Genomic DNA, 11,459 nt, shown 5'->3' on the forward strand with positions numbered 1-11,459 from the left:
CGTTTCATTGCGATCGGCCTCGAAGAACGAGTATGAGCGACTCGAGGGTCATCGCTGAACTCACGCTCGTCCACCCTGAACTCGTGTTGACGCCGACGATAGAAGCCGTTCCGGAGATGACCATCGAACTCGAGTACCAGGCGATCGCGAGCCCGGAATCGTACTTTCTCTTTTTCGAGGTCTGTGGCAATCATCTCGATCGGTTCGATCGCGCGATCGAGAGCGATCGAACGGTATCGGAACCGACCGCCCTCATCGACGACGACGAGTGTCGGATTTACCGAGTGCGAGTGTCCTCTCTCGACCGACTCGTCCTGCCTCGAGCGGCGGAACTGGGGATTCGCGTCCTCCGTACCGAAGCGGGAAGCGGTGGATGGATACCGACGCTCGAAATCCCCGAACTCGAGGCGTTACAGGAGTTCCGTGCCTACTGTGAACGACGGGAGATCTCGTTTAGCGTCGATCGGCTCTATCACGCCGAGAAGGGCGAACGAGCCGGTGAGTTCGGTCTGACGCCGATCCAGCGAGAGACGTTGCTCGTGGCGTACGAGGAGGGCTACTTCGACGATCCGCGCGGAACGTCGATGGCGGATCTCGCGGAGACGCTCGGCGTTTCCTCCTCGGCAGTCAGCGGTCGTCTTCGGCGGGGGATGGAAACGTTGATCGAGAATACCATACAATAGCTATTTAAGAACACTAGATAAGATCTAACTACAAACATCCTAATCGAATTTAGTACGACAGAACTCGGAACCGGATATAAAACCCGAAATATGCCATCCATCGACTCAACCCGCCGACGAGTGTACACGAATACATGGGGAGCCTCTTGACCCAACACGACCATCGCCCCGTTCACCGGGCCCATTTCGATCCGCTCTCTTCGAACCAGCTCTCGAGTACGATTATCGAAGCGATCTCCACCGTCGAGGACGAGTCACCGCTCGAACTGACCCCGCTGTACGAAACGATCGATCTGGAAGCACTGGAACAACTCCTCACTCATTCGGTTTCAGCCGAATCGAGCGACGATTTCGTCGTCGAGTTCAGCGTCGATAACTGGGACGTGACCGTTATCGGTGACGGCCAGGTACTTATTCACGACAACCCGACTGATTCCGAAACGGCTCGCGAACACGATCGGTGACACGGACGAGAGTCGAGCCGTGCACGACGCGGTCGTCCCTGTCGGGAACTCGAGTTGGAACGTGACGTGTTCGTCGACGTCGTCGAACGGGACGCCACTCGGGTGGCTTCTCGCAGATGACGTGCTTTCCACGTTCGGCGGCCGCGATCGCACAGTTTTTGTGAAACGCGTTAGGTGTCGCGACGTAAATACCTTCTCGGGAGTCGTGGGCGTTGTAGGACCCGCAACGAAAAGGGACAATTGCACGACTGTCCAACTGTCACGGTGACCGACCACTTCGGTTCGATCGAGCAATGACAACTGTTTATCCTCCTCCCCCTCCCGATAGTCCGTACGAAATACTCGATCGGCGCGATCGAAGGAAAAAGTTATTCAATAGACGCCAGTGATATGCGATTACCCACAGGTGACGTAATATGGTCAAGATGGAAACCGCAGAGCTGGAAACCGATTTAAGTCTGTTCAAATACGACAATCTCGAGCAGCTCCCGACGAGATACCGTGAGCTCGATGAAGCCGAACGAACCGAACGCATCGAGGCAGCGCTCGGTGAGCTCGGTGACGACGTCGTGATCCTTGGCCACAACTATCAGCGCCGAGAGATCGTCGAGCACGCGGATTTCATCGGAGATTCCTACCAGCTGTCGAAACAGGCGTCCGAGGCCGACGCGAAGTACGTGATCTTCGGTGGCGTGACGTTCATGGCCGAGTCGGCTGACATTATCACTGCCGACGACCAGACGGTGATCCTCCCGAGTATGGAGGCGTCGTGTCCGATGGCCGGCATGGCCGAAGCCCTCCAGGTTGATGCCGCGTGGGCTGAGATCACCGATGCCGCGCCCGAGGCGAACATCGTTCCGATCACCTACATGAACTCGTACGCGGATCTGAAAGCGTTCTGTGCGAGCCAGGGAGGACTCGTCTGCACATCCTCGAACGCCCACCGTGCTTTCGAGTACGCGTTCGAACAGGGCGACAAGGTCCTCTTTTTGCCGGACAAACACCTCGGTGAGAACACCGCTCACCGACTGGACATGGAAGACGAAATCGTCGAGTGGGACCCCTGGGATTCCGACGGAAAGGACGCCGAAACGGTCGCCGAGCAGGATATCATCCTCTGGGACGGCTACTGCCAGGTCCACGAACGCTTCCGACCGGATCACATCGAACAGATCCGTGCCGATCACGAGGACGCGAACGTGATCGTCCACCCCGAGTGTCGTCGCGAGGTCGTCGAAGCCGCCGATAAGGCAGGATCGACGGCGACCATCTGTGAGACGATCGAAAACGCAGCTCCGGGTGAGACGTGGGCGATCGGTACCGAGATCCACCTCACGAAGCACCTCCAGCGATGGCACCCCGAGGTGAACGTTCTTCCCCTCTGTGGCGACGCCTGTATGGACTGTAACGCCATGCGACAGATCGACCCGAACTACCTGACGTGGGTCCTCGAGGAACTGATCGAGGGCCGAGAACGCAACGTGATCGAGGTCGCACCCGAGGAAAAAGACCTCGCCAAGGTCGCACTCGATCGAATGCTCGAGATCTAACGACGATGACCGAGAGACACAAAACGACGGACGTTCTCGTCGTCGGTAGCGGCATCGCGGGCTGTGCTGCGGCGCTTTCGGCGGCCAGGGCGGGCGCGAACGTCCTCGTCCTTACGAAAGCACAACGCCCCACCGACGCGAGCACCGACTGGGCACAGGGTGGTATCTCGACGACGAGAGGAGACCCCGACGCACTGAAAGCGGACATTCTCGAGGCGAGCGACGACACCGCCGACCCGGCGGCGATCGACGTGCTCGTCGAAGACGCCGACGAGGCGGTCGAAGACATCCTCATCGAGACGCTGGAGATCGCGTTCGACGAAACCGGAACGGGGGCGTACGATTACGCCCGCGAAGCGGCTCACTCCGAAAACCGGATCCTCCACGTCGACGCCGCGACGGGCACGCATATCCTGCGTCCGTTCTTGAACTACATCGACGATCACGACCGGATCGAGGTCAGACAGGACACGGCGGCCCTCGAACTCGTCACTCACGAGGGACGAGTTTACGGCGTCTTGAGCGACGAAACACCGACTGGTCATCCGATCTTCGCCGGTACGACGATCCTCGCGACCGGTGGCATCGGCGCACTCTATACGCGCTCGACCAACCCGGACGACGCGACCGGCGACGGCATCGCGATGGCCGCACTCGCCGGCGCGGACGTCGAGGACCTCGAGTACGTCCAGTTTCACCCGACGGCGTACGACGGCGACGATACGTTCCTCCTCTCGGAGGCCCTCCGCGGTGAGGGAGCGATCCTTCGAAACGGGGACGGCGATGCGTTCATGGTCGACTACCACCCGCAGGCTGATCTCGCGCCGCGGGACGTCGTCGCCCGCGCGGTCGAAACGGAACGCGAGGCGACCGGCGAGGTCGTCCTCGACGTGAGTCCGATCGCGTTCGAGACGGCGTTTCCGAACATCGCAGAGCGCTGTCGAGAGCGTGGCATCGACGGCGACGAGATCCCGGTATCTCCCTGCGAACACTTCCTCTGTGGTGGCATCGACGTCGACGAGAGCGGCCGTACCTCGCTCGGCCGGCTCTACGCCGTTGGCGAGTGTTCCCGAACGGGCGTCCACGGCGCGAACCGGCTCGCGAGTACGAGCCTGCTGGAGGGACTGGTCTGGGGACTTCGTGCGGGTTCTGACGCGGCCGAACGCGACGTCGATGCCGAGATCGTCGAGGCTCCCGAACTCCGCAACAGTGATCCGGACCTTCCCGAACGGTTCGCGACCGAGAAATCGATTCGACTGAAGCGCACGATGGACGAGTATCTCGGTCTCGAGCGCGATCTGGACGAGATCGGTCGTGCGAGCGCCGTACTCAGGCGGCTCAAAGGCGAGGTCGACGCCTATATCCGAACGCGAACGGCGCGCGATCTCTACGAGCTTCGTAACGCGAGCGTTACCGCGCTGCTGATCGCCCGCGCGGCGAGCGAAAACTCGACCTCGAGAGGCTGTCACTACGTTGTCAGCGGTGACGACGATGCCCCGACGGAACCGGAAACGGAGTCGGAGCCGACATCTCCGATCGATGGATCATGACGCTCGTTACCGATACCGACGTCGAACGCTGGCTCCGGGAGGACCTCGGCCACCACGACGTCACGAATCAGGTCCCGGGTGAGACGACCGGTCGCCTCGTGGCGAAAGAATCCGGGATCCTCGCCGGTCTTGAAGCCGCAACCGCCGTCTTCGACTACCTCGACGTCACGGTCCGTGATCACGTGCGCGTGGGATCTCACGTCGACGCCGGTGACGAGATTCTTTCGGTCGAGGGCTCGGCACGCGACGTGCTTCGCGGCGAACGGCTCGTGGTCAATCTGGTGGGCCACGCGTCGGGAATCGCGACCGCAACGCACGCCGCGGTCGACGCCGCTCGAACGGAGTCGACGGACGTCCGAATCGCCGCGACCAGAAAGACGACGCCCGGTCTACGCGGGCTCGAGAAGCGAGCCGTCGTCGCCGGTGGCGGAGATACGCACCGGCTCGATCTCTCCCACATGGTGATGGTCAAAGACAACCACGTCTCCGAGATGGGTCTCGAGGGAGCGATCTCGCACTTTCGCGAGCGCGTCTCCTTTGCGACGAAGATCGAAGTCGAAGTCGAAGCGGTCGACGACGCACCGCGAGCGGCCGAGTTCGGAGCCGATATCGTCCTGCTCGACAACATGACGCCGGAAGAAACCGCAGCGGCCGCCGATGCCCTCAGCGAGTACGAGACTGTGCTCGCGGAGGCAAGCGGCGGAATCGCCCTCGAGGACGTTGCCGAGTACGCCGCGACGGGCGTCGACGTCATCTCGATGGGATCGCTCACCCACTCGGCCTCGTCGCTCGATCTGTCGTTCCGGACGGGAGCGTGAAACGCGACCGGCGAGAGCGTTACACGTCGAGACGGAACGGATCGACAGCAGTCGATTCACGTCTCACATGGTTCGCGTCTCGAGTCCGAACTCATCGGTGAGAACGTCGGTCACCGTCCCCGGCTGAACGTCTCGCCTTTCTCGGGTATCCCCGTTCGTGACAGTGAGCGTCGTCCCCGAAAGCGTTTTTCGCCCGTTCTCAGTCGCGATGCTCACGAGTAATTCGTCGGTGAACGGTGATTCCGGCGACGTGGAGTGGTGTACGGTCATCTCTTCGAACTCGCCTGCGGTTCGGGGCTGCGTATCGAAGCGGTACGATTCTTCCCAGTCTCTTTCAGCCCGCTTCTGTACGACGTATCCGTCGTCGTCGAAGAAGACGCGATACGTCCCGGAGACGTCGGTCCTCTGTGTGCCACCGAGTGGGAGGGGCTGACGGGCGAACGCTCCGAACCCGACGTCAACGACGTGGTCGTCGACGAGGAGTGCGAGGTGATCGTACGCTGGTCCGTACGAGCCGTCGTCGCGAACCGGGCGCGCGGAGACGAACGTCACGTCGAATCCAAGCCTCTCTAGGAGCCAGGCAAACGACCCGTTCAGGTCGTAACAGAGCCCGCCTCCGCCGGAGACGATTCGGGGAACGACGGTACTGGACTGCATCGTCGTACCGTCGTTCTCGAGAACGAACCAGTTCGTAAAGGGGACGGTATAAAGGTGTCGCCGCTGGAGCTCGACGAGTCGGTCGAACTCGGTTTTCGGTCCACGATCGATCTCGACGCCGATCCGGCCGAGATATCGCTTCTCGTCCATACGAAAGTCGCGTACTCGGGAACTAACTGCTTACTGTTCGGCGTCAGGCGGAATCAGTCGTCTCCGTCTGGACGTGATTCGAGGGTTTCGAGTACCTGTTCGACCGCCCTGATCGCCGCTCGAGTTCGTTCGTCGTGACTGATTTTCATAGCCATTCTCACGAGTGCTCGGTTACTCGCCACGTCGTCGCCGACGTGTAGGACCACTTTTCGATCTCGATGTCGTCGACGGTTCCCTGAAGCTTGAGCATCAGTGCACCGATCTCTTTCGGTGAGAGGTCGACGTCGTTCGCGATGAACTTACCTTTGACGTACAGTTCGCCTGATTGGCGCTCGAGTTCGTTTCTGAGGTAGGTCGCGAGTCGCTGTGCTTTCGGAGAACTGTGCTGTCCGGAGGATGTGGCTTGTGTACTCATAGGTGGTTGGGGGTGTGGTTGTGGCCAGCGATCGCGCACGTCCCGTAGACGGCGACGAAGCTGGCGACGGTTACCAGTGAGATCGATACGATACCGGTACCCAGCAGCACGAGTGCCAACAGGGGGAGGATGATCGTCGCCCAGAAGGCACTCGCACGCACTGGTGTGACGACGGACTCACTCATGGTCGACGCCAGTCGTCGAGCGTTGGTGTGAGCCTGGGGATCTGTGTTCGGGGTCGGCAGCATATTTCGTTCCTCGCTCTTCCCTACCCTCTGTACCCCCATATAAAGGACGTATCATTAGCCGTGATTCACACGTTTTCACGACTTTCACCGAGACGATGTCGTTTTTCGTCATTTCACGACCGTAAGCGAGTGAACTAGAACCGGGTAGACCTTTCACAATCCGTTTTAAGACAGTGTTTCCTATCACCAAACACTCGCTGGTAAAACCGGTTCAGCATCTGTATTGATTCGATCATATCCGCTTTCGGTCAGGTTCGGTCGCTCGCGGAGATTTCTCAAGCTCAAAGACTCGTCGAGCCGAGACCGAACCGTAACGCGAAAGGTTGCGCGGTCCAACTCACTCTCAATGAGTGAAGACGGTATTCAGCGCGCAAGCGACGTCGGCTCCGCCGATGCCCCGCCGATCAAAGAGAAACCGTACAAGATCATCTTCGAGGCGAACAAGTGTTTCGGGGCGGGAAAATGCGCCGAAGTCAGTGACAACTGGGAGATGTCGATCGCGTCCGGAATCGCCAAACCGAACACCTACTTTTTCGAGGAAGCGGACCTCGAGCACAACGTTCGCGCTGCCGAAATCTGTCCGGCAAAAAAGGACGAGGGCTGTATTCACGTCGTCGACCGCCGAACCGACGAGGAAATCGCGCCGGACCCAGACGGTGACGGCACGCTGAGCGTCGACTGGTGAACGAGCGTTGGCGACCGGGCCGCGAGGTTCCGCCCAGCCACCACGGCGGCGAAGGTAGACACGAAGCGGCGACCGCTATCCGACTCGAGACACGGCTTCCGAAAAACGACCGTAGCGGTTCGAACGGGGAGATTACGCGACCGACTCGATGTTGTCGACGACTTCCCGAGCGAACTCGCTGGTGGCGAGCTTCTCCGCGTCTTCGAGCTGGCGCTCGAGGTCGTAGGTGACCTTTCCGGACGAGATCGTCTCCTCGACGGCATCACGAACGAGGTCTGCGGCGTCGTTCCAGCCGAGGTACTCGAGCATCATCCGACCCGAGAGGATCATCGCGGTTGGGTTGACCTTGTCCTGCCCTTCGTATTTTGGCGCGGAGCCGTGAACAGGCTCTGCGAGCAGACGACCGTCACCGAAGTTAGCGCCGGGTGCAATGCCGAGACCGCCGATCTGTGCGCCGGCGGCGTCCGACATGTAGTCGCCGTTTAGGTTCATCGTCGCGATGACGTCGTACTGATCGGTCCGGGTCAGCAGCTGTTGAAGCATGTTGTCCGCGATGCGGTCGTTGACGACGACGGCGTCATCCGGCGCATCGCCGTCTCGCTCCTCCCAGAGCGTGTCCTCGGTGATGATCTCGTCGCCGTACTCCTCTTCGGCCACCTCGTAGCCCCAGTCGCGGAACTGGGCTTCGGTGAACTTCATGATGTTGCCCTTGTGAACAAGGGTAACCGAGTCGCGGTCGTGTTCCAGGGCGTAGTCGATGGCGCGGCGGACGAGTCGCTTCGTGCCGAACTCCGTGATCGGCTTGACGCCGATTCCGACGGGACCGTCGTGGATGACGTTGTCGTGACCCATCTCCTCTTCGACGAACTCCTTTACCTGCTCGACTTCGTCGGTACCCGCTTCCCACTCGATACCGGCGTAGACGTCTTCCGTGTTCTCACGGAAGGTGATCATGTCCATCTGCTCGGGAGTGGTGACGGGGGACGGAACGCCCTCGAGGTGGTAGGTCGGCCGGACGTTCGCATAGAGGTCGAGCAGCTTTCGCAGACCGACGTTTAGCGAGCGGAATCCGGACCCGACCGGAGTCGTCAGTGGGCCCTTGATCGCGACGCGGTGTTCCTTGATGGCCTCGACGGTCTCGTCGGGGAGGTTCTCACCGTATTTGTCTCGAGCCGATTCGCCGGCGTAGACGCGCATCCAGTTGATCTCGTGGCCGGTCGCATCCGCGGCAGCCTCGAGTACCTGCTGTGCGGCGGGGCCGACGTCGCTTCCGACGCCGTCGCCGTAGATAATCGGGATAATCGGGTTGTCAGGAACCTCGAGCTGGTCGTTGCTACCGTCTTTCAGCGTGATCTTTTTCCCGTTCTCGGGGACGTCGATCTTCTCGTAGCTCATCTCGTCTGTACGGTGCTTCGATGGGGGTAAAAGACCTACCATTTCCGTCCGAGACGCCGACGAACGTGGCGGTCATCGGATACGAACCGGGTCAGACATCGTAGCGGTCCCGTTACGAACTCTCAGTCCGGTGTACGATCGCCATCCTCGTCCAGGTCGGGTTCGTTCTCGCCGCGGAATCCGCTTCGTTCCGTCCAGTCGGTGACGAGCAGAACCGATCCGGCACAGACCAGAACGATCCCGACGAGGAGTAACACCAGCCCCCATCCAGCAGAGAACCACGACTCGCGACGGCCGACCCACCAGACGGTCACGAACGCGATCGCACACACGATCAGCGCGTTTCCGACGTCGACGAGGTCACGGTCGTCTACGTACGCGAGGCGGACGAGTGCGATCCCCGCCATCACCGCACAGAATACAACGAGTAGCGCGACTGGCGTCATCGTCGCCGGTGATTCACAACCACTCGTGGTAAGTGTAGGGGTTTCAGTCTCGAAGACCGCAGGTCGTCCACGGCGGTGCTGGACCGCTCCCGCGGATCCGGAGTAGAGAAACCGACGCCCCGGATTTCGACAATCGACGTCAGGTAGGTTTATTATCGTCGATTGCGTTATCGAATCCGATGCTCGAACCGGTCCACCACGCTGCGAGGAGATGTCCTCAATGTGATGCGACCCTGTCGAACGTGCAAGGTCTCGACGACTGCCCCGAGTGCGAGTGGGTGGACGTTCGAGAGCCGTGAACCCGGAGCGGAACCTCTTTTTGTTGACCGGCCGAATCCCGGTACATGAGTGAACACGAGGTGGATCTCGAGTCCGAGCAGTACGAAAAACACCGCGAAGCGGGCGAAATTCTCTCGCAGGTGCGCCGGGAGACGGCCGACCGCGTCGAGGTCGGTGCAAGCCACCTCGAAATCGCAGAATACGCCGAAGATCGGATCCGTGAACTCGGCGGAAAACCCGCGTTTCCGGTCAACATCTCGATCGACGAGGAGGCGGCCCACGCGACACCGAAAGTCGACGACGACGCGACCTTCGGTGAGGAGATGATCAATCTCGACATCGGGGTTCACATCGACGGATGGCTCGCTGACACCGCGATCACCGTCGACCTCTCGGGCAATCCAGAACTCGCGGAAGCGTCCGAGCAGGCACTCGAAGCAGCGATCGACGTCATCGAGCCGGGAGTCGAGACGGGCGAGATCGGTGCCGAAATCGAGGACGTTATCGACGGCTACGGCTACAATCCCGTCGTGAATCTCACCGGTCACGGATTAGATCACTGGGAACAGCATACGACCCCGAACATCCCGAACAGAGCCGTCACCCAGGGAACGACCCTCGAAGTCGGTGACGTCGTTGCGATCGAACCGTTCGCTACCGACGGCGGTGGGAAAGTCACCGAAGGTGCGAGCGAGGAAATCTTCGCCCTCGAGCGGGAAGGAAACGTCCGAAACCGTCAGGCTCGCGACGCGCTCGACCAGATCACCGAGGAGTTCCGAACGCTCCCGTTCGCGACGCGCTGGCTCGAGACGGATCGGCCGGAGATGGCGCTTCGCCGGCTCAAACGAAGCGACATCGTCCACGGCTATCCGGTTCTCAAAGAGGACGATGGCCGTCTGGTCAGCCAGAAAGAACACACGATAATCATCACCGAGAGCGGCTGTGAAGTAACGACTGAGTGACATTATCCTCGCCGTAAACGAAGAGGAATCTTGACGCCACGAGCAGACGACGCGAAGCGCCGTCGACGGCGGGATTTTCTCGGTGTTTAAATAGGTGGGGAGGAGGATCGCAACCGCGATCGGAAAACGGGAGACCAGAACTCCGTCGCACTGTCGCGTGTTCGTTCGAGCCTCGTCAAGCGTTATTCATCCGTTGACTCGTCCGATTGCCACACCGTTGACACTCACTGACACGGTAGGGTTCACGGGAGAACTGTGCATTTTCTTCTTTCATACTTTCGGTACGAATCTGTACGGAGACCTCGTGTATCGTCTCGAGTTCACAGCTATCACAGCGTTCAGTCATCCCGTTGAAGGAGTCGTCTGTCGTTGCCATTATCAGATTACTTTTGATAGTGGTATCTTAAACCCATCCTTCATATCGAGCCGTGAGTCGAGTCGTCTCGAGGGAAAAATTATCGCGAAAAAGTTCAGGAGAGAGCGTAATACCGTTTAATTGAGCCGCTGATCGAGTCGTTTAGTTCGATGTCATACATAATAGCTTTCTGCTGTTTGATTCGGTAACTGTCGGAGACGAAATCCGTTTAGTGGTCGCTCGAGAGTACCGAATATGGAGCAGGTGTTCGCACCGTGGCGGATCGAGTGGATCAGACGCGACGACAAGAACGCGGATATCGACGACTGCGTCTTCTGTGAACTGCCCGAACGGCGTGCTGACCGAGACAACCTCCTCGTCGCGCGGAGTGAGCGGACGTTCGTCCTGTTAAACAATTACCCGTACAATCCCGGTCACGTGATGGTGATTCCACGCCTTCACACCGGCGACTACGGTGATCTCACGGACGAACAGTTGCTCGATCACGCCCGCCTGAAACGTCGAACCTTCGGGGCACTCGAGACCGCACTCGAGCCCGATGGGTTCAACGCCGGGTTGAACCTCGGGGACGGAGCCGGTGGCTCGATCAGCGATCATCTCCACACGCACGTCGTTCCCCGGTGGCGCGGCGATACGAACTTCATGCCCGTCCTCAGTGAGACGTCGGTGATCGTCGAGGCCCTCGAGGAGACCTACGACCGGGTTCACGAGGCGTTCGCCCGACAGGACGGTGCCACCGTTCCCGGCGAGCGGTCGGCTGTCGTCTTCGAGTAACCGAGAG

Annotated in this window: 14 protein-coding genes and 1 pseudogene; 8 read left to right on the forward strand and 7 right to left on the reverse strand. The window is 60.1% G+C overall.

Features of this window, described 5'->3' with window-relative positions; genetic code table 11:
• The first annotated feature begins 32 nt into the window (after window positions 1-32).
• Together EA462_RS03760 and EA462_RS03765 are read left to right on the forward strand one after the other, a co-directional pair.
• Window positions 33-683, forward strand: coding sequence for a helix-turn-helix domain-containing protein (locus tag EA462_RS03760; RefSeq protein WP_124177244.1), 651 nt, complete (start codon window positions 33-35; stop codon window positions 681-683).
• Between the two features lie 134 nt (window positions 684-817).
• On the forward strand, window positions 818-1,147 hold the full coding sequence (locus tag EA462_RS03765; RefSeq protein ID WP_124177245.1) for a HalOD1 output domain-containing protein: 330 nt from the start codon (window positions 818-820) through the stop codon (window positions 1,145-1,147).
• Window positions 1,148-1,244: 97 nt separating this feature from the next.
• Here the strand turns inward: EA462_RS03765 and EA462_RS17525 are convergent.
• Window positions 1,245-1,343 (reverse strand): annotated as a pseudogene (locus EA462_RS17525) (Gfo/Idh/MocA family oxidoreductase); the annotation flags it as partial.
• A 220-nt stretch (window positions 1,344-1,563) separates the two neighbouring features.
• On the opposite strand from EA462_RS17525, the gene nadA reads away from it, so the two are divergent.
• From nadA to nadC, 3 genes are read left to right on the forward strand one after another with little or no spacing between them, the layout of a single operon-like run.
• Window positions 1,564-2,697: a quinolinate synthase NadA gene (gene nadA / locus EA462_RS03775; RefSeq protein WP_124177247.1), complete on the forward strand. Its 1,134-nt coding sequence runs from the start codon at window positions 1,564-1,566 to the stop codon at window positions 2,695-2,697.
• 5 nt (window positions 2,698-2,702) lie between these two features.
• Window positions 2,703-4,247 (forward strand): L-aspartate oxidase, encoded by a 1,545-nt coding sequence (locus EA462_RS03780; RefSeq protein WP_124177248.1) that lies wholly within the window; start codon window positions 2,703-2,705, stop codon window positions 4,245-4,247.
• Entirely contained in the window at window positions 4,244-5,065 is an 822-nt protein-coding gene (gene nadC / locus EA462_RS03785) for a carboxylating nicotinate-nucleotide diphosphorylase (protein WP_124177249.1), read from the forward strand. Before EA462_RS03780 ends, nadC begins: the two co-directional genes overlap by 4 nt.
• Before the next feature lie 63 nt (window positions 5,066-5,128).
• Here the strand turns inward: nadC and EA462_RS03790 are convergent, their stop codons facing one another.
• The 3 genes from EA462_RS03790 to EA462_RS03800 all read right to left on the reverse strand — a co-directional run bounded on the left by EA462_RS03790 (window position 5,129) and on the right by EA462_RS03800 (window position 6,472).
• Window positions 5,129-5,872, reverse strand: coding sequence for an arylamine N-acetyltransferase family protein (locus EA462_RS03790; protein WP_124177250.1), 744 nt, complete (start codon window positions 5,870-5,872; stop codon window positions 5,129-5,131).
• 157 nt (window positions 5,873-6,029) lie between these two features.
• On the reverse strand, window positions 6,030-6,287 hold the full coding sequence (locus tag EA462_RS03795) for a DUF7123 family protein (protein ID WP_124177251.1): 258 nt from the start codon (window positions 6,285-6,287) through the stop codon (window positions 6,030-6,032).
• On the reverse strand, window positions 6,284-6,472 hold the full coding sequence (locus tag EA462_RS03800) for a hypothetical protein (RefSeq protein ID WP_243641359.1): 189 nt from the start codon (window positions 6,470-6,472) through the stop codon (window positions 6,284-6,286). The genes EA462_RS03795 and EA462_RS03800 overlap by 4 nt, the downstream gene beginning before the upstream one ends.
• Before the next feature lie 409 nt (window positions 6,473-6,881).
• Between EA462_RS03800 and EA462_RS03805 the strand changes: the two genes are divergently transcribed.
• Entirely contained in the window at window positions 6,882-7,220 is a 339-nt protein-coding gene (locus EA462_RS03805; RefSeq protein ID WP_124177253.1) for a ferredoxin, read from the forward strand.
• 132 nt (window positions 7,221-7,352) lie between these two features.
• On the opposite strand, the gene icd is transcribed toward EA462_RS03805, so the two are convergent.
• Both icd and EA462_RS03815 read right to left on the reverse strand, forming a co-directional pair.
• Window positions 7,353-8,615, reverse strand: a complete 1,263-nt coding sequence (gene icd, locus EA462_RS03810; RefSeq protein ID WP_124177254.1) for an isocitrate dehydrogenase (NADP(+)) — start codon at window positions 8,613-8,615, stop codon at window positions 7,353-7,355.
• 122 nt (window positions 8,616-8,737) lie between these two features.
• Window positions 8,738-9,061 (reverse strand): hypothetical protein, encoded by a 324-nt coding sequence (locus EA462_RS03815; RefSeq protein WP_207891627.1) that lies wholly within the window; start codon window positions 9,059-9,061, stop codon window positions 8,738-8,740.
• 344 nt (window positions 9,062-9,405) lie between these two features.
• Here EA462_RS03815 and map point away from each other — a divergent pair, with 344 nt between their 5' ends.
• Complete coding sequence (gene map / locus EA462_RS03820; RefSeq protein WP_124177255.1) at window positions 9,406-10,302, forward strand: type II methionyl aminopeptidase; 897 nt, start codon at window positions 9,406-9,408, stop codon at window positions 10,300-10,302.
• Between the two features lie 175 nt (window positions 10,303-10,477).
• Here map and EA462_RS03825 read toward each other — a convergent pair whose 3' ends face one another.
• The gene (locus EA462_RS03825; RefSeq protein ID WP_124177256.1) at window positions 10,478-10,678 is read right to left on the reverse strand and encodes a DUF7835 family putative zinc beta-ribbon protein; all 201 of its coding nucleotides are present in this window, start codon (window positions 10,676-10,678) and stop codon (window positions 10,478-10,480) included.
• 234 nt (window positions 10,679-10,912) lie between these two features.
• Here EA462_RS03825 and EA462_RS03830 point away from each other — a divergent pair, with 234 nt between their 5' ends.
• Window positions 10,913-11,452, forward strand: a complete 540-nt coding sequence (locus EA462_RS03830; protein ID WP_124177257.1) for an HIT family protein — start codon at window positions 10,913-10,915, stop codon at window positions 11,450-11,452.
• Window positions 11,453-11,459: the final 7 nt, after the last annotated feature.

The organism is Natrarchaeobius halalkaliphilus, assembly GCF_003841485.1.
In the GTDB taxonomy this organism is placed as follows: domain Archaea; phylum Halobacteriota; class Halobacteria; order Halobacteriales; family Natrialbaceae; genus Natrarchaeobius; species Natrarchaeobius halalkaliphilus.